Here is a 17,724-nt window from a genome sequence, read left to right on the forward strand (position 1 = left end):
CAATGCACTACTGCAACAGACAACGTTTTCTACCTTATCATAGTATGCCAAAGGAAGAGGAGAAATCAAGGTATTTTTTATCCACTTTCAGGTCTGCGTAAATTTATTTCCACTGATCCATAGGAAGATCAAGCATCTGGGCCTGGCCGTTGCCAAAACTCCAGTTTTCAATGGTGTTCTCAACTAGCGTGATAAACACATCCTGAGGACGCGTACCAGCGTTATCCACGAGCAGTTCCGCGACACGGGCGTAGAAGGCGCGCTTCTGCTCGACTGTGCGACCGGCGCGCAGGAAGATCTGGATGAAGACGATAGCATTGGTGCGCTCGATATCGAGATAGTTCTCGTAGATCAACTGTTCCGCTTTATGCTCAGTGATAATCTGAAAACGATCGCGTAGGGGAACGTTGAAATGTTCGGTCAGCGCGCGATGCACTGAGTCGCTGATGGCACGAACGGTGGCAGCAGGCCGACCCTCTTGTAGATCGATGCGAATAAATGGCATGGTTGTGTACTCCTTCTTGCTGGTATTTTCACTATCTCCACAATAACAGGATGTGATATATTTAGCAAGACAAAGTATTTCAACAAACCGTTCAGAATTTCTGATAGGTGGAGGCAAGCATGGATTTACGCCATTTGCAGACATTCAAGGCCATTGCGGAAGAGGGCAGCTTTGTGCAGGCCGCTGATAGGCTCCAGTATGCCCAATCGACGATTACGCTGCAAATCCAGCAGCTTGAGGAAGAGTTGGGGGTGATGCTGTTTGATCGGCAGCGCAGGAAGATCCAGTTGACGCGCGCGGGTCACGCTCTGCTACAGCACGCCGTTCAGGTGTTGAATCAGATGGAGCAGATGCAGCAGGATTTGCAAGATCTGGCACAGGGTGAAAGCGGACATCTGCACGTAGGTCTGATTGAACCGATAGCAAGCAAGTATCTCGCGCAGGTCTTGCATGTTTTTTGCGAACGTTATCCGCGCATACGTCTCACTATTGAGGTGGTCAGCACTATTACGACCCATGAGAAAGTGGCGGCAGGCGAACTGGATCTGGGCATCTCCACGCCGCCGCCGAGCAACGCTGGCCTTTCGTTTGAGCCACTGGTCACAGAGCCGATGGTTCTGCTTATTCCACAGCAGCATCCATTAGAGCAACAAGAAAACATCTACTTGCGCGATTTACAACATCAGCGTATTCTTCTCACAAATCCTCCTTGCGCCTATCGCACTGCTATCGAGCAGGCGTTTATGGCGCAGGGGATCAGCGTTTCATCAAGCATCGAGATTGGCAGCCTTCCGGCCATCAAGCAGGCTGTTCAGGGAGGGCTGGGCATCGCGCTTTTGCCGTATATCTCGACGCGCCCAACACCTACGGGTACGGTTGTCAAGATCCTAGCAGATTGGAGCCTGCACCTGCCGATGGGACTGATTAAGAGGGCGGTTCCTCTTGCACAAGGTAAGGCTCTCGATGCATTGGGGACATGTTTTAAACAGGCTATCGCATCCGACTATGCTATAGCTTGATTTCTCGAACACAGCGCTCCAGAGCAGCAATAACTCTTTCTACGTCCTGTTCAGTCGTTGACCAGTTGACAAAGGCTGCTCGAATCGCCGGTTTGCCTGCAAACAACGTTGGCGTGAGTAAGACCTGCCCATCGCGTTGCAGCAATGCTAGAAAACGGTCGCGTTGAGCCGTATCCGCTTCCGCGAGTGTAAAACAGACAATATTGAGGTGGACGGGAGATAAGAGTTCAAAGCGTGCAGATTGTTCGATGTGTTGGCCGAGTTGTTGAGCGAGGCGGCAAGAGCGCGCGACCAGTTCTTGATAGCCAGCACGTCCATAGGCCATCAGCGTCATCCATGCGGGGAGGGCGCGAAAGCGACGCGAGTTCTCCGGCGTGCGATGCAACAGGTCCGGTCCGGCTCCGAGATAGGCGGCAGCGGCTTTAAAGACCTGTTCCTGCAACGTGATATGGCGAGTGAAGACGATCCCCGAATCGTAGGGAACGTTCAGCCATTTATGTCCATCGGTGGTGATCGAATCGGCGGCGTTAAGGCCACGCAGCAGGTGAGCGTGAGCGGGATCGCAGGCGGCGAAGAGGCCGAAGGCACCATCAACATGCAGCCATGCGCCATACGTTCGGCACAACTCGCCCAGCGCTTCCAGATCGTCAAAGTCGCCCGTGTTGACCTCTCCGGCGCTGGCAACCACAATGGCTGGTTTGCCGTCGTTGGCTACTAGCCGTTGCGCGAGTGCGGAGGGATCAACAGCCTGTCTGCCCGGCAAACTGGGGATATATTCAACGGACTGTCTGCCCATGCCTAGAATCGACAGGGATTTGAGAATGCTGGCATGTGGCGTTCCGGCCAGAACAGGGATGCGCGGCGCATTCCACAAACCCTCCTCCGAAACATCATGTCCAGATTGCTGTAAAGCCCATTGACGCGCCGTTGCCAGAGCCGCAAGATTGGCCTGAGTCGCGCCAGAGACAAAGGCACCCTCGAAGTCGTCGCTAAGGGCGAAGAGGGTGCGCAACAGGGCCAATGTCTGCCGCTCAACTGTGGTTGCAATAGAATCGCCGTCGCTGCTGATGTTCTGATCGTAGGAAGAGACGAGCCAGTCGCCCGCCAGGGCCGCTGGAGTGCTGCCCCGGTTACGAAGCCCAGATAGCGTGGGCCGGGCGACCCCGAAAGCAGCGGCTCATATTTGCTGCGAAAGGTGGCGAGTGCCTGCTCCGCGCCGATCCCTTGCTCCGGCAATGCGTCGGGTGCAAGCGTTGTGGGGAATTGTCCAGCTGGTCGCTCTGCAAGATGCTGGAGAAACTGAAGAGCGGCTGTCTGCGTTGTCGATAAAATACTCTCTAAGCGCTCGTGATCCTGTTGAAAATCCATTGACTCTATCCTTTTCATGTTCATAGTGAGAAGATCCCTTTAACTCTAACGAGGGCATTTCCTCACTTAGAAACTGTGCTACACACGGCTTCGTCTGAGTACCGCAAAGCTTATAACACTTTCCTCATTTCATACCAGAAGCCTACACCAGAGGGATGAGCCTTCTTTGCGACGATTTCGTACTGGAGTTTTTGATAAAAGGAGACGTTGCCGGGGAGGGATTGGCGCACGCCTAACCTGGCCTCGTTGAGTCCTTGTTGTCTAGCATACTCTTCAATATATTTCATCATCTGCCGCCCGATGCCTTGGCTGCGATGGGAGGGGAGCACAGAGATGCGCCCAACCCAGATATGATCTTCATGCAGGGTAAATTGCGCTGATCCTACAGCCACATTTTCAATCTCAGCCAGCATCGCCCTCCCGCCTGAAGAGGTTTTCTTAACAATGTCCTCAATGCTTTCTCGCAACGCACCAGATGGCGGGATTAACACATCCCGATATTCTTCAAAGGCTTTACGCATAACAGCATGTACAAGATACATTTCGTCTAAACTAGCGAGTTTCATCTCTACTTGCATGTGGATTTGCTCCCTATACGCATTATTGATTTTTATCTTAGCCCATCTCTATTTTTTGGTCAATGAGGAAGATATGCAGGCATTTCCTAAGACTTGACAAAGTAGGATAAGCTGACACGATCATCGTTGGTTTAGCTGGTCGTCCCGATCTCATCCACTCCCCCAAACGGGTCTTAGCTTATCTTTGGGAAGGATTATGAGTTAAGAAATGCCCTCTCTAACTATAGAGTGGAAAACACAAAAACAATAGAGCCAATGCACGATCATACGTAAGCCAATGGCGCAGTCCATAGATTTAGTGATTGTTCTGGATCGACTCAGTTTGTAGCGAAGCGGAATGAAAGAACAGGATATATGTAATCGGCGCGGCGAGTCCGAAAGCAGCGATGCTAGCAGCCATTGGGAGAGCGCTCGTTGTGCCTCCAAGACCGATCAATGGTGCAGCGATTGCGCCCATGCTGAGCTGTATCATTCCCAGGAGGGCCGAGGCGCTCCCAGCCGCGCGCTCGTTGGCGAGGGCCAGCGTGGTCGCGTTCGGCAGGATCAGGCCGAGGCTGGAGAGCAGCACGAAGAGGGATGGCAGCACTCCAATGAGGCCGATATTGCTGAGCGTAACGATCAGCAGAGAGAGGCCGGCCAGCGCGTTACCAGCCAACCCCCATATCAGGAGTCGTCGGGGCGAGAAGCGACTCACCAATCGACCATTGATTTGACCCGCAGTCACCATACCAAGCGCGTTGATGCTGAGCAGGAGGCCGAAGCTTTGAGGCGAAAGGCCATAGATGCTTTCGCTTTCTAAAATAAACGGAGAAACGGAAACATAGATGAGGCAGGCGACAACGGCAAAACCTGACGAAAACACATAGCCGACAAAGCCTCGATCAGTCATCAACATGCGGAAGTCATTGATACTGCCGACGATGCCAGCGCTCTGTCGTCGCGATAGCGGGAGCGTTTCGCTGAGTCCAAATATGGAGGCCAGCAGCAGCACCGCGCCTATAGTTGCAAGGGTAAGAAAGATGCCGTGCCAGGAGGCCCATCTGAGCAACTGGCTGCCGATAATCGGTGCGACGATAGGGGCCAGCCCGTTGACAAGCATCAAAATGGAGAGGAAACGGGCCATTGCGTTTCCAGCATAGAGATCGCGAACCATCGCCAGCGCAATCACCATACCTGTTGCGCCGGCGGTCCCCTGGAGCAATCGCAGAATCGTTAGCGTGGAAACGTCAGGCGCGACGGCACATAGCAGAGAGGCAATGATGAAAATCGCAATTCCAGCAAGCAGAGGGCGTTTGCGTCCCCACATGTCGCTGATCGGCCCTGCAAGGAGCTGACCCAGCGCCAGGCCGAGCATGCCTGCGCTCAAGGTTATCTGCACCTGTGATATGGTGGTGCCTAAATCATGGCTCAAGGTGGGGAGCGCTGGTACATACATATCGGTCGAGAGCGAGCCGAACGCCCCTAACCCTCCCAGGATGAGCACATGACGTATCGAGAGGACATGCATAGCCATCTTCTCATGGTTCGCCAAATCCGATGCTGGCAAGAGCTTCTTTGTCGTAGACATGGGAATCCCTTTCTTTGAAAAGTGAGAGCACAATATTGAGTGAACAAGTGATGGAAATGATGGAAAAGGCGTGATAGAGGTTATGTGCGGATTATCAAGAAGGAAAAGGAAACGAGTGAGTAATTGGTGAAGTGTTATGAGGTGCATAAATGGGGCGCACGTGGATCTCTCTTTAGAGTATACACGTGCAGAGGCAAAAAGTCAAAGGTGAGCGCGATATTTACAAAAAGTGGGAGAGCATATAGATGCCCGGCTCTATTCGATAGCCTAGCTTGCGATTAATGATGAGGATCGGGATATTGGTTGAATCGTTGTTGGTGTAGATATAGTCCACATCAGAGGCGCGAACGGCGCGCATGGTCAGCAATTTTAGTGCAAGGGCGATGTGGCGGCCACGATAGGCACGATGGACGCAGGTAAATGCGTTATGCATGCTGCGGGTGTGTGGGTAATACTCAAGAGCGGAGAGGCCCACCCACTTGTCGTCGTCCGCTGCGATCACATGCCCATCGGCGCGAAATTGTGGCGATTGAAAGACGCGCTGACAATAGCTTTCAAAAGAGGGTGCTCGCCAGTCAGCAGTTGCGGGATTATCGATGGCACAATCACAGTGCAGTTCGTAGTGTTTGCGTTGAATCTCGGGTGTCATGGCAATATCGGCCAGTGTAAAGAAACGGATGCCTGTCTGTGCAACGGCCTCCACTGTGCCATTGAAGCGCGACTCGTCAAAGGTCGCAACGTACAATCTGGAAACCTGCATATGGCTGGTAATCTGGAAGTTGCGGTGCTGCGCGAATTGCAGACCTTCAACACAATTTTCGCGTACTTCGCTGATAATCTGGGTCACTGCATGTGCCTGAGCGATCGTAAGAACGGAATTATAGAGGCGAGAACCGATGCCTTGATGACGTTTTGAGGGATCGACGATGATGCGTAACCAGAAGCAATTGGCAAAAGGGGCGTGAGAGATGGTGGCATAACCAGCAATCTGGCCGGTCAGATCGATAGCGACGATAGGGCTGAGACCCCCTGGAGGCGCTTTACAGTATCGCTCACGAAATGTCTCGATGCTTGCCGGTTCCGGGTCCACCGTATTCACAAGGTCCACGATTCTTGGTATATCGGCTTCCCCGCTAAGAGAACGGAGGAAAAAGGCCATCAGCATCTCCCTTCCAATACATCACAGGCAAACGACATTCCCTTCATCCTCTATATTATAATATGTTTCCGGCAAATTTTCGCGCCATATCAGATTGCAGGGGCGGCCCTGAGCGGCACACGGACAAAAACGATGGTTCCATGCTCCTCATTATGTTGGAGAGAGCGCACAGAGAGCGTTCCACCCAGCATCTCCGCTCGTTCGCGCATGCCGAGCAGACCAAAGCTTGTGTACTCTTCACCTGTTGGAAGTGGAAATCCCTTGCCGTCGTCCTGAATCTGCAAGATCAACTGATCATGTTCCTGTTCGAGCAACTGTATTCTGACGCAGTGAGCCTCGGCATGTTTACGTACGTTTGAGAGCGCTTCCTGTGCGATGCGGTACAACTCGGCCTCTACCTGTGAGGGGAGATTGTGACTATGCCCCCTGACCTCTAGATGGGTTTCGATGCCGGTGCGATGGGTAAATTGTGTGGTCAGATCGTGCAGCGCCTCACCGAGCGTGCGGCCTTCCAGCGTGGAGGCGCGCAGGTCTTGCACAGAATGCCTGGCCTCTCCCAGAGCCTCACGCGTCAAATCCAGCGCTTTGCGTACCTGCTCGCCAGCTTTCTGCGGATTGGTTGGAAGCAGGGCATCGACGGATTCCAGGTAGAGCGAGATGGCACCGAGTTCCTGGGCCAGCGTGTCGTGAATCTCTCTGGCAAGCCGATTGCGTTCCTGCAAGCGAACGATGCGGGCGCTCTCTTCAGCAAGGCGCGCACGCTCGACCGCGACCGCAACATGATTGCCAATTGTACTCAAGAGCATCAACTCCTCCGAGCTGAGCTTACACCATTCGGGTCCAGCGACGTTCATAACGCCGAGCTTTTTCTTGTCGAGATAGAGAGGGATGCTGGCGTGAAAGCGCAGACCTTCGGAGCCGGATCTTGCCTTTTTGAGCCGACTGCACTCCAATACGTTGAGGTTGGCCGCACCCGCCAGATCGCCCTCCACAAACGTTTGCAGACAGAGGCAGAGCCAGCCCTCCATCTGTGCGGGCCGCTGGAGAAAGGGTGGCAATTTCAATGAGGCTGCCAGATACGGCCTCTCTTCGGCATCCAGCAGCCAGACCCAGCCAGAATGTAGCCCAAGCCACTCCGCGACGAGGATCAAGGTCTGTTCGAGCGCGGTATGCACGTCCGTCGAGCGATTCAACGCTTCGGAGACCTGATAGAGAATGGTCAGTTCTCGATTCTGGCGCTCAAGCTGTTCGTTTGCTGCTGAACAATGTTCCGCCTGACACTTCATCTCATGTTGATTCATGACACACGCCTCCTGTTCGCTCTATTATCGCTACATTGATTGTATAACGAGCGACTTATTGGCGTACTGTCCATGAGAACGGCGCTCTCCCTGTCCATTCGGGCAAGCTATGTGGTTTTTATGCTCCTTTTGCCGTTAGCAAGTAAACAGCAGCAACTTCATCGGATGCTTGAATGAGATCGCGCATGAGCTTACATAATTGAGTAAGTTGCGTTATGGAAGCTACTTGTGTCTGTGCAAAGTTTGCCAGCGTTGGAAAGCGGACTTGCACGACCTCCACTACATCTTGACGTGCCTGTTCCATTTTGCCTTCGATATTGCCTTCAACATTGCCCTCCTCTTTCCCGCGTTTCTCAGCTTGCTGGACACGCTCGATGACCTGGGGAACGGTATCGATGAACCAGTCGAATTGCATTTTCATCTCCTCCTCGACGCGAAATCGATCCTCATCCGAAATGGTAACAGATTTTTGTAACATTTTCCAGAAGCGATCCAGATGATGGCGCATCTTCTGATTGGGATAGTGCTCCCGCAAATCGTACAAGGTCTGGATCAGCAAAGGAGCTGTCGCCCCTTGACAACACAACACTTGAAGGTAGCCGCGCCGTGTCGTCGTCCGCCTGACACTTGCACTCATATCTCCGGCATTGCGATTGATCCGCATGGCAACGTCTGGTTCACCGACTCGCTCAACGCCACTGTTGGCTATCTCACACCCTCGAAAGGCGTGGTCAAAATTCAACCATTGAACGATCCCAATGCGCATCCACATGACGGGTTAGTCGTGCAGAGCAATGGAACGGTCTGGTTTACGACTCAATATGGCTCGCAAATACCCAGCGATCCTGTTCTGGGGCCAGTGCTCGTCATGTGGCCGATCGGAACCTTGTCTTGATAGATGTCCTTCGACCATAGGTAGCGTGAGAAGGATAGCCTCAAGAGCGATGATAGGGTACAATAGGGGCTGTATAGCGAGGAATATAGAAGGAATGTGGAGCGATGACCTTTGTAATTCAGGATGCGATCCCGGACGACGACGAAGGGATACGCTATGTTCAGCACCAGACATGGCTTGCTACCTATCCGAATGAAGAACTGGGCATTACCAGAGAGGCAATCAACGCTCGCTTTGCCTATCCTGATGGGACGCTCATGAGACGCCATCCCACCAACAAACAGCAAATCAATACTGATCCAGGGCTACATGTCTGGGTGGCGAAAGAGGAACAGCGCGTGATCGGCTTTTGCATTGCGCTAAAAGAGGCACTGAATGGGCATGTCAGGGCTATTTATGTCCTTCCTGCTCATCAGGGAAGAGGTATTGGCAAACGGTTGCTGCAAGCGGCCCTGGACTGGCTGGGCGACCACAAGCCGGTGACGCTCTCTGTGGCGACATATAACGCGAAGGCCATAACGTTCTATCATAGCTTTGGCTTTGTGATGAATGAGCAAGCGCCAGGTGTGAGCGTTGCCCATCTTCCATCGGGGGTTGCAATTCCCCAACTGGAGATGGTTCGCCCGCGCCGCGTATGACAGTCCGTTCTCACCCGTCTTGAACGCCAATGTATACTCAAATATAGAAAGAAAATCACGCGCAAATAGCAGTGAGGTTGCGCGAGTGCTTCCTCGTCCGGCTTACCGAACAATTCGGGTTGTACTTGTAGCTGAAGTGGGTGCGTGCATCTACTTTTAATGGTTATGTCAGTAATGTAAATCTTGCAATGTAGCTTGTAATATATAAAGAACTGCCTTGTTCACTTTTTAAGTGTGGCAGGAAACGTATACAATGCATCACGGTGTTTGTAGAAGGGAAAGGTACAATATATGGATCAGGATAAACAGGCGGTAAAAGAAGAAGTAGTCGTCACGATTTCCGCACCGAAAGAGGAGTGGAAGGTTGTTGAGCGGCTCGTTACATCCTATCGCCAGCAGTGCAAGTCGATGCGCCATCACACCCCGATGCTCGCTCTCCTCAACCGTTTTCAGGAGCGACTGACGAAGCAAACTGGCTTTCCATGCCCGGATGATTATTTCATCTAGAGGGGCGCACCGGAAAAGATAATCATAACGACGCTTCACTTGTCACCCAGAGTGGCGCTGTAGAGTGTTATATACTAGATTATACTGTTTTGACTCTCTATGTGATAGAGAAGGAGCGTCGTTATGGCACAAAATAGTTGGTTTCCCCAGGAGCGTAAACGTGGGGCGCGAGGTTGGTTCCACGTTTTATGGGTTGGAATTGTCCTGTTTCTCGTCACGACCTTTGTGATGTTGTGGACAGGCAACCCGAATTTATATCCGACCGTGATTATGATTGGCAATTTTCTCATCCCGGTCGTTTTTGTGACATTCCTCTACGATCATCAGCATTTAAGCCGCCTCACGCCTGAGATCATTACGAAAAGCTTTATTCTTGGCGGCATCCTGGGTGTGCTGGGAGCGACGGTTCTAGAGTCAATCCTGTTGCCAGCTCCCTCGAATCCCGATCAAGGTCTCTCGCTGATGGGTGGATTCGCGGTCGGACTCATTGAGGAGGCTTCAAAGATCCTGGCAGTAATCTTTCTGGCGCGACGTATGGAACATAGGCAAGCCATCGATGGACTGCTGATTGGTGCGGCGGTTGGTATGGGATTCGCTGCTCTCGAAAGTACGGGCTATGCCTTTACTTCGTTCCTCCTCAATCAGGGCCATGTCGGGGCTTCGCTTTTCACGACGGTTCTGCGCGGCCTGTTTGCTCCCTTTGGGCATGGCACCTGGACGGCCATTCTCGCTGCTGTCCTGTTCCGCCAGAGCACCTCGAACAACCGCTTCCGCATCACTGGTCTGGTTTTCGTAACGTACCTCTTCGTTTCGATACTGCACGGCCTCTGGAATGGCCTGCCCAACACCATTTACCTCGTCATCCCGCCTGGCATCCCCATTCCGTTGATCTCACTGCTCATCGGCATCGTTGGTCTCGCCACGCTGAGTGTGATGTATGTCCGGGCGCGCAGGCGAAGGACGCTTCCTCCCACGGCAAATCCAATTTGATCCATTTCGTAGTGGAGCGATGTATCGCGTGAGGCCGTATCACAGGCGCATCCAGCAACGCGATACATCGCTCCACTACGAAATGGATCAAAGATTGTTTTCTGCAACAAACGCGTCTTCCGCGCTATAGTCGAATTCCTGGGGGTTGATCTTTGCTGGCGGGTTGGCACGCTCCCATGTGATCGTGCGCTGCATGGCCTCCTCTAACGGCAACGCTTCTTGATAGCCAAGCTCCTCACGTATCCGCGCGCTATCGACCACGATATCCTGTTCGGGATGGATATCCCACCTCAGCGGCTCTGGCAAGCGACCTCGTGGCGCAAGAATGATGCGTCCCTGCCAGCCTGCCAGTTGTGCAATCAGCCGTGCTCGCTCCTCTAATGAGAGCGTAGTTGCTTCTGCAACGTTGTAGATATGGCCGCTGGCTCGTTCGTTAGTGACGGCCAGGGCAATGGCTGAAGCTACATCATCGATGTAGCTGTACGTCCAGCGCCAGCGTGCCTCTGCCTCGTCGAGCAAAATAAATGGTCTCCGATCATCTATGCGCTTCAGAAAGGAGAAGTGGCGATGCTGGTAGTCGCCGGGACCATAGACGGCGGGCAGGCGTAAAGCCGTGCCGGGCAGTTCAGGCTCGCTCATGACGATACGCTCCACCAGGATTTTGTCGTACTGATCCATCCACTTATCGGGTGCGTCGTCGGCGCGTGGCGGATCGGCACGATAGGGGTAGAGCTGTTCGCGGAGGGCCGACTCCTCCGTGATTGGCAGCGGGTCGAGCGGTCCACTACCCAGCCCATTGACACGACCGAAGGCACGGTAGACATCCTGGCTGCTGATCGCAACCAGGCGACCAGCCATCCCTTTCAACGCCTCCATCGCCTCACGAGCATCTTCTTCAGTAAATAAGATCATATGCAGCACCACATCCGGGGCGAAGCTGCGAAATGCCGCAACCGATTCGGGAGAGAAATGCGCGGTGGTTTTTTGTGCGCTATCAGCATGGATGTGCTGAATTGAGGGCGGCAGGTCCGGCTCAGTTTTGCCGCGATGGTAGACCGCGATATCGTGTCCCTGCTCGCTCAAGCGGCGCACAGCAGCCAGGCCAATAAAGTGAGTACCGCCAATCACAAGAATACGCATCAATCTTTCCTTTCGCTTGTTGTTTTCTTTTGACGCTACTTTCACCTTACCTTGCTTACGGCGTGGCTAGCAATCCCTTTTCTATGCTTATAGCATAGGTTTCGCGCCAATATGCTATAAGCGTTGTGGTACAGCTTTATACTGTGGGTTGCGCCCTGGGAATGCCAATAGACCGCAACAGCAATGTGTCGCGCAGGCGGTCAGGCAGCACACGCAGGAAAACGAGTGCTCCGGCTATCTGCCCGACCGGATAACGTGTTTTGGGGCGACGCGATGTCAACGCATGCGTAATGGCAGCGACGGCAATACTGGGGTTATCGCGATGCTGGCTGGCTATGGTTTTGCTGAGCGCCGCCAATCCCGAGGCATAGAGTTGCTGCTGTTGCGCGGAAAACTGCTGTCTTGTCTGTTGCGCGCTGGCTCCTGATTTATCAAAAATCTCCGTTTGCAGCGCGCCTGGCTCTACAATTGAGATGGAGATGCCCCAGGGCAGCAGCTCACCCCGTAGCGCGTCGGTAAACGATTCCAGCGCGGTTTTCGCCGCCGAGATGATGCCGTAATAGGGCAGCGTCACCAGCCCGCTGAGCGCTCCGACGTTGACGATACGCCCTCGCGCCTTGCGCAACAACGGCAGAAACGCCTGCGTTACAGCGACGGGGCCGAGGACACAGACCTCAAACTCCTTGCGTATCTCTGCGATTGGGGTTAATTCAATCGGTCCTTCAACGATCAATCCCGCGTTGTTCACCAGTCCGGCGAGTCCCGCGCTGCCGAGGGCTTTCGTTACCATTTGTGCAGCCCGAGTTATTGAGTCAGAGTCGGTCACATCGAGCAAGACCGGGATGATGCGGCTGGAAATCTCGCGCTGAAGTCTCTCTCCATCGGCGGCCTTACGCACTCCAGCGAAGACTTGAAATCCCAATGCGTCGAGCTGTCGGACAGTCGCGACACCAAGACCACCGGCTGCACCCGTAATCAAAACGGCTCCTCGATTGCTCTGAGGCGCTGTTGCCATATCTTCATTTTCCTTTCAAGCAGAGCTTTGCACTGTCTGCGGCATCTGCTATAATAAACGATACGTATCGTGTCTTTATTTGACCTATCAGAAATATAAACGATACGTATCGTGTTGTCAAGGAAAAAATAAGGAGGAGACGAGATTGGTTGAGCGAGAGGGGTCAACGCCGGGTCGTCGTCGCAGCGATCAGGCGCATCAGGCAATTTTGCAAGCGACGAGGGAGGTGTTAGAGGAGGTGGGATATCGAGATATGACGATTGAGGCGATTGCGGCGAGGGCTGGAGTGGGCAAAAAGACCATTTACCGCTGGTGGCCCTCGAAAGCGGCGGTGGCCCTCGAAGCACTTATTACTTCTTCTGATGCCCACGCGTCATTTCCCGATACTGGCTCCCTGGAAGGGGATCTGCTCTCCTACTTTGAGCAGGCTTTTCTGGCCTTGCGGGGGAAATCGGGAACCGTTCTGAGCGGATTAGCAGCCGAGGCACAGCTTGATCCCGCCTTTGCTCATGAGTTTCAGCGAACGTTTATTGTGCCACGCAGGGCTGAGTTGATCGAGCGACTGCGGCGTGCTATGCAGCAAGGCGAGCTGGCTCCCGATACCAATCTCGATGTGCTGGCCGACTTGATTTATGGCGCGAAATGGTATCGTTTCCTCCTGTATCCTGCGCCGCTAGACGATACGTTCGCCAGAGAGATTATTGCATTCATCCTGCGTTTGAAACATGCACCTGCTGGCGAATAGGTGCATACATACTTAAAACAGATCTGATCCTGATGCGATATAACGGCGTGCATCAAAAAAGGGCGAGGCGGCCTGAGAGACAAAGGTTTCGACGTAGACGATGCGAAAGCCGCGCTCTAGCAGGGGAGCGAGACAGAGATGCGGTCCCGGCACATCGATGCGAATCACTTCGGCATGGTGCAGCGCCCAATCAACGGCGGCCAGCACGCAATCTGCGGCCAGCTCGGGCTTGTTGACGCCGAGAGGACCAATCGTGCAGGCATTGGGAAACCGCAGCGTTCCGGCCCCCAGCCGTACATAGCCATACCCGACAATCTCATCTCGATCATAAAACCAGAGCGGCACGGCTCGTTGCTGTTGACGCCAGAACGCATGCTCCTGTGGGCGGCTGCGTCCGCTGAGACGCGCATCCCATCGCTCAAACTCAACAAGATCAGTACCAGCCTCGCGAATCTTGATGGGAGATTGCCAGCGACCATCGCGCACAGGTTCCGTCAGGCGCAGATTGAAATGGGGCCATTGCGGTTGCATTCCGGCACGAATGTAGAGAGCGAGCGCTCGATGGTCGGTTGAGCTGAATGTGCAATGGATAAGAGGCGTATCAAGGGAGAATGTATGTTGAAGCAGTGCCATGCCTACATGCGACGATTGCATTGCTGGATGTACAAACAGATCGGTAAGAAAGGCGATGGAGCCGCGCGAAATGGCCGCTGCGTAACCAATTACTTTCCCATCCTGCTCAGCCACAGACGCCGTTCCGGTCTCTATAATATGCTTGAGTGCGGGTGGTGTGATAGCTGGAAGTGGGGGCGGGTCATCGTTCTCCTGTATTTCGTTAAGATAGTAGACATGATACATCTCCACCATATCATGCTCCATCGCGGGTCGAATGGTTATCATAAGTACTTCTCCTCATCTGGGCCTTGAATGTATGCTGCTGCAATTATACATTAGCCAATATGTCGTAGTGCTCTATTAAGCTTCATCATTGATGCATTCAGAACATCCTCTGGGGGGTGAACGGATATGGTAGGGGCGATGGCTTGTCCTCGCCCACCTCCCCTGAGGCACCAGGGCGAGGACAAGCCATCGCCCCTACCATATCCGGGGAGTGCTTACCACTTCAAATGAAGCGTATCGTGTATACAACGGCCTCAAGCGCTCAGAGAGAAGAAACTGCGGCCATTATGAGTGGGCGGCAGCTTGTTTTGGTTGATAGGTGCCGGGTTCGCTTCTGAAACTAATGGCAAAGCGGTTCCAGCCGTTGATGGCGACAACCGCAAGAGTCAGGTTGACCAGTTCCTCTTCGGTGAAGTGCGGTGCAACGCGTTCATATATTTCGTCGGGAACCTGGTTGTTGGCAATCAGCGTCAGCGACTCGGTCCATTCGAGAGCAGCACGCTCTCGCTCGCTGTAAAACGGCGCTTCCCTCCATGCCGAAAGCAGATAGAGGCGCTGTTCCGTCTCCCCTGCTGCACGAGCATCTTTAGTATGCATATCGATACAAAATGCACATTGATTAATTTGTGAGGCGCGTAATTTGACCAGTTCGAGCAATGATGGCTCTAAACCGGAGTTCTTAACTGTCTGTTCAAGCCGAAACATCGCACGATAAGCCTCAGTATTTAACGCGGAGGCGCTAAGACGTGTAGTCATAATGACTCTCTCCTTATGGACAGGGATAATTTCCTGCTCTTCTCACAATTGAATTTGTTCCAAGAAGAAGGTATACTATCCTGGACAACTTCTATCTAGATTATAGATTCGTGGACAAGATTTATCAAGGATAATTTTTATCCTGGAATAATGAGGAGGCAAGCGCGATGAAATTGAGTGAAGGGGTTGAATGGGGGCTACATTGTGTTCATATGCTGGCAGGGCTGCCCCAGGGAGCGACTTTACCAACCAGAGCACTCGCCGAATTTCACGGGCTGTCCGAAACCTATCTTTCCAAGCATCTTCAGGCGCTTACCAATGCGGGTATTATTGAGTCGTTGCCCGGTCCTAGGGGCGGCTATCGGCTGGCGCGCTCGCCTGAGAAGATTACGCTATTAGCGGTTGTGGAGGCGATAGATGGGCGCGAGCCGCTGTTTCGCTGCACCGAGATTCGCCAGCGTGGGCCTGTGGCGAGCGGGCCAGAAGCGTTTCGCATGCCCTGTGGGATTCATGTGGCGATGGCACGGGCAGAAAAAGCCTGGCGCGAGGCGCTGCGTGTACAGACCGTCGCCGATACCATTTCGCACTATCAACACGATGTTTCATCAGAAGCACGGGAACGAACTGCACAGTGGGTTGCTGGACGTATGCGACTTGCACCCGAAAAATAATATGCTTGCATAAATAATTTGTATTATAAGGAGCTCAGGCCGCCTCTCCAAGACTGGCATTGAAGCGCTAACCATCGAGCGCCACACATCATCGACAGAACACAACAACGGTCGTCAAACGCATTGGCTGAGATCTCTCCGATGACTGGGAGAAGCGTTTAGGAGGGTTCCTATCAGCCATCAGAGAGGGGCTGTTAGCCAGACTTCCGTTCAGTTACTTCTCCCAGGTCAAGGGCAACTGCTTCACCCCAAAGGAGGACATGCTCTTGATTGGGGACAGCGGCGCATCGGACACGTGCCAGGAGCCGGGGAGACGGTCGAGCATCGCGTTCAGCGCAATCTTCGCCTCCAAACGAGCCAGGGGAGCACCCAGACAGAAGTGGATGCCGCGCCCGAAGCCCAGGTGCCGATTGGGATCACGCTCGATCTTGAACTGATCGGCATTGGGGAACTGGGCCTCATCCCGATTGGCCGAGGCGACCCAGACCAGGAGTAACTGACCGGCTTCTATGCGCTGATCGCCTATCGTCGTTTCAGTCACGGCCCAGCGCGGCTGGAGTTTGACCGGCGAGTAGTAGCGCAGTGCCTCTTCAAGAGCATTGGGCACCAGTTCGCGATGGGCACGCAGGCGCTCCAGCGCTCCTGGCGTCTCATCCAGGCACAGGACGAGATTGCCAATCAGATTGGTTGTGGTCTCGTTGCCTGCGACCAGCAACAGCACACAGAACCCGATCAATTCCTCGTTGGAGAGCCGCTCCCCGTCCACTTCCGCCTGTAGCAGCGCACTCACCAGATCGTTGCGGGGCTGGGCGCGCCGCTCCTCAAAGATCTGGGTGAAGTAGTTGACCATGTCGCTTGCTGCCTGCATGCCCGCCTGCTGATCTTCTTCCGTGGCTTCCCCATCTCCCGAGACGAAGGCATCAGACCATCGCTTGAAATCCTCACGCCGCTCCGCGGGAACTCCCAACATCTCCGCAATGACCGTGACAGGCAGAGGATAGGCCAGATCTCTGATCACATCCATCTCCCCCTTAGTTACTACCTGGTCGAGCCAGGTGCTGGTGATCTCCTGGATGCGCGACTCCATGTGAGCCACCATGCGCGGGTGAAGGCTTGCGACACGAGAAAGCGCAACTTGTGATGGCGCGGAGGGTCCAGACGGACAATGCTCGAACTGATTGGGCTGACATCGCGGTACTCGGCTGGCACGAAGCGGTTCTGCTCGGACGAAAACGTCGCGTGATCAGAGAGCACGCGGGCCACATCGTCGTAGCGGAAGAGGTTCCACATGCCTGAAGTCGGGTCCTGGGAGACGGGCTGTGTCTCACGCATCTGACGATACCAGTCATACGAGGCGTTAAGCTGTTCTCTATTGTTTTTTTTCTGCATAATTCTTCTTCTTTCTCTTTGTATGATCGTCTACTTGATTGATAGAGAGCTATCTACGTTAGTGCTCAGAGAGCACTTTTTGCGTCATGATAGTACAGTTGCCTTTGAGATATCAGCTCCCAAGCCTTTGAGCGCGGCATATGTGAGCTTATCCATCATACCAACACCCTTCTTTACAAGAGGTTCTCCAGCACGCGCTTCGCGTACTCCCAATTGTCTTTGTTGCGATTGTAAGTTGCTTTCCCTTTTTCAGTAATCCTGAAGTATTTCCGCCTTCCGCCTTGCGATTCATCGCCCCAATACCATTCGATATCGCCGTCCACCTCAAGCCGCCGGACGCTGGAGTACATTGTGGCTTCCTTTAATTCATATTCCCCACCCGAGCGCTCAGCAATCAGTTTGACAATCTCGTAGCCGTAACGATCAGCTTCTGATAAGAGCCGTAAAATCATCGTATCGGTATGTCCGCGTAGCAGGTCGGAGGTCAGTTTGTTTTCACTCATAGCATCACCTCGTATTGGGATTACATGTCATAGTACTATGACTGTCAATGTACTATTTCAGCGGTGATACTTTATCTG

Annotated in this window: 21 protein-coding genes; 7 read left to right on the forward strand and 14 right to left on the reverse strand. The window is 53.4% G+C overall.

Translation table 11 applies throughout. The features are described from left to right. Positions 1–103: 103 nt before the first annotated feature. Positions 104–505, reverse strand: a complete 402-nt coding sequence (locus K3T83_RS41295; protein WP_220208983.1) for a tautomerase family protein — start codon at positions 503–505, stop codon at positions 104–106. 119 nt (positions 506–624) lie between these two features. On the opposite strand from K3T83_RS41295, the gene K3T83_RS41300 reads away from it, so the two are divergent. Continuing rightward, complete coding sequence (locus K3T83_RS41300; RefSeq protein WP_220208984.1) at positions 625–1,524, forward strand: LysR family transcriptional regulator; 900 nt, start codon at positions 625–627, stop codon at positions 1,522–1,524. Here the strand turns inward: K3T83_RS41300 and K3T83_RS41305 are convergent. The 6 genes from K3T83_RS41305 to K3T83_RS41330 all read right to left on the reverse strand — a co-directional run bounded on the left by K3T83_RS41305 (position 1,514) and on the right by K3T83_RS41330 (position 8,056). Further along, positions 1,514–2,632 carry a pyridoxal phosphate-dependent decarboxylase family protein gene (locus K3T83_RS41305; protein ID WP_220211068.1) on the reverse strand — a complete coding sequence of 373 codons (1,119 nt, stop codon included), beginning with the start codon at positions 2,630–2,632 and terminating at the stop codon, positions 1,514–1,516. The two genes, K3T83_RS41300 and K3T83_RS41305, sit on opposite strands and share 11 nt — an antisense overlap. A 370-nt stretch (positions 2,633–3,002) precedes the next feature. After that, the gene (locus K3T83_RS41310) at positions 3,003–3,470 is read right to left on the reverse strand and encodes a GNAT family N-acetyltransferase (protein WP_220208985.1); all 468 of its coding nucleotides are present in this window, start codon (positions 3,468–3,470) and stop codon (positions 3,003–3,005) included. A gap of 295 nt (positions 3,471–3,765) precedes the next feature. After that, a complete protein-coding gene (locus K3T83_RS41315) occupies positions 3,766–5,037 on the reverse strand; it encodes a multidrug effflux MFS transporter (protein ID WP_220208986.1) in 1,272 nt (423 codons plus the stop codon). A 220-nt stretch (positions 5,038–5,257) separates the two neighbouring features. Beyond that, positions 5,258–6,196 carry a GNAT family N-acetyltransferase gene (locus K3T83_RS41320; protein ID WP_220208987.1) on the reverse strand — a complete coding sequence of 313 codons (939 nt, stop codon included), beginning with the start codon at positions 6,194–6,196 and terminating at the stop codon, positions 5,258–5,260. 89 nt (positions 6,197–6,285) lie between these two features. Then, positions 6,286–7,497: a GAF domain-containing sensor histidine kinase gene (locus K3T83_RS41325; RefSeq protein ID WP_220208988.1), complete on the reverse strand. Its 1,212-nt coding sequence runs from the start codon at positions 7,495–7,497 to the stop codon at positions 6,286–6,288. Positions 7,498–7,615: 118 nt separating this feature from the next. After that, on the reverse strand, positions 7,616–8,056 hold the full coding sequence (locus K3T83_RS41330; protein WP_220208989.1) for a hypothetical protein: 441 nt from the start codon (positions 8,054–8,056) through the stop codon (positions 7,616–7,618). 15 nt (positions 8,057–8,071) lie between these two features. Between K3T83_RS41330 and K3T83_RS41335 the strand changes: the two genes are divergently transcribed. From K3T83_RS41335 to K3T83_RS41350, 4 genes are all read left to right on the forward strand, one after another. Beyond that, complete coding sequence (locus K3T83_RS41335) at positions 8,072–8,392, forward strand: NHL repeat-containing protein (RefSeq protein WP_220208990.1); 321 nt, start codon at positions 8,072–8,074, stop codon at positions 8,390–8,392. Positions 8,393–8,496: 104 nt separating this feature from the next. Further along, on the forward strand, positions 8,497–9,030 hold the full coding sequence (locus tag K3T83_RS41340; RefSeq protein WP_220208991.1) for a GNAT family N-acetyltransferase: 534 nt from the start codon (positions 8,497–8,499) through the stop codon (positions 9,028–9,030). A 291-nt stretch (positions 9,031–9,321) separates the two neighbouring features. Next, positions 9,322–9,537, forward strand: coding sequence for a hypothetical protein (locus K3T83_RS41345; protein WP_220208992.1), 216 nt, complete (start codon positions 9,322–9,324; stop codon positions 9,535–9,537). Between the two features lie 123 nt (positions 9,538–9,660). After that, complete coding sequence (locus K3T83_RS41350) at positions 9,661–10,527, forward strand: PrsW family intramembrane metalloprotease (RefSeq protein ID WP_220208993.1); 867 nt, start codon at positions 9,661–9,663, stop codon at positions 10,525–10,527. 87 nt (positions 10,528–10,614) lie between these two features. Here the strand turns inward: K3T83_RS41350 and K3T83_RS41355 are convergent, their stop codons facing one another. Both K3T83_RS41355 and K3T83_RS41360 read right to left on the reverse strand, forming a co-directional pair. Further along, positions 10,615–11,667, reverse strand: coding sequence for an NAD-dependent epimerase/dehydratase family protein (locus K3T83_RS41355; RefSeq protein WP_220208994.1), 1,053 nt, complete (start codon positions 11,665–11,667; stop codon positions 10,615–10,617). 136 nt (positions 11,668–11,803) lie between these two features. Then, positions 11,804–12,682, reverse strand: a complete 879-nt coding sequence (locus K3T83_RS41360) for an SDR family oxidoreductase (RefSeq protein WP_220208995.1) — start codon at positions 12,680–12,682, stop codon at positions 11,804–11,806. A gap of 145 nt (positions 12,683–12,827) precedes the next feature. Between K3T83_RS41360 and K3T83_RS41365 the strand changes: the two genes are divergently transcribed. Then, complete coding sequence (locus tag K3T83_RS41365; RefSeq protein WP_220208996.1) at positions 12,828–13,427, forward strand: TetR/AcrR family transcriptional regulator; 600 nt, start codon at positions 12,828–12,830, stop codon at positions 13,425–13,427. Positions 13,428–13,439: 12 nt separating this feature from the next. On the opposite strand, the gene K3T83_RS41370 is transcribed toward K3T83_RS41365, so the two are convergent. Then, complete coding sequence (locus K3T83_RS41370; RefSeq protein WP_220208997.1) at positions 13,440–14,327, reverse strand: GNAT family N-acetyltransferase; 888 nt, start codon at positions 14,325–14,327, stop codon at positions 13,440–13,442. Between the two features lie 285 nt (positions 14,328–14,612). Continuing rightward, complete coding sequence (locus K3T83_RS41375) at positions 14,613–15,083, reverse strand: carboxymuconolactone decarboxylase family protein (RefSeq protein ID WP_220208998.1); 471 nt, start codon at positions 15,081–15,083, stop codon at positions 14,613–14,615. A gap of 167 nt (positions 15,084–15,250) precedes the next feature. Here K3T83_RS41375 and K3T83_RS41380 point away from each other — a divergent pair, with 167 nt between their 5' ends. Further along, a complete protein-coding gene (locus K3T83_RS41380) occupies positions 15,251–15,754 on the forward strand; it encodes an RrF2 family transcriptional regulator (protein ID WP_220208999.1) in 504 nt (167 codons plus the stop codon). A gap of 214 nt (positions 15,755–15,968) precedes the next feature. Here the strand turns inward: K3T83_RS41380 and K3T83_RS41385 are convergent, their stop codons facing one another. The 3 genes from K3T83_RS41385 to K3T83_RS41395 all read right to left on the reverse strand — a co-directional run bounded on the left by K3T83_RS41385 (position 15,969) and on the right by K3T83_RS41395 (position 17,646). Beyond that, complete coding sequence (locus K3T83_RS41385; RefSeq protein ID WP_220209000.1) at positions 15,969–16,841, reverse strand: cytochrome P450; 873 nt, start codon at positions 16,839–16,841, stop codon at positions 15,969–15,971. Next, on the reverse strand, positions 16,793–17,143 hold the full coding sequence (locus K3T83_RS41390) for a hypothetical protein (RefSeq protein ID WP_220209001.1): 351 nt from the start codon (positions 17,141–17,143) through the stop codon (positions 16,793–16,795). The genes K3T83_RS41385 and K3T83_RS41390 overlap by 49 nt, the downstream gene beginning before the upstream one ends. Before the next feature lie 173 nt (positions 17,144–17,316). Beyond that, the gene (locus K3T83_RS41395) at positions 17,317–17,646 is read right to left on the reverse strand and encodes a PadR family transcriptional regulator (RefSeq protein ID WP_220209002.1); all 330 of its coding nucleotides are present in this window, start codon (positions 17,644–17,646) and stop codon (positions 17,317–17,319) included. Between the last annotated feature and the right edge of the window lie 78 nt (positions 17,647–17,724).

The organism is Reticulibacter mediterranei (assembly GCF_016587455.1).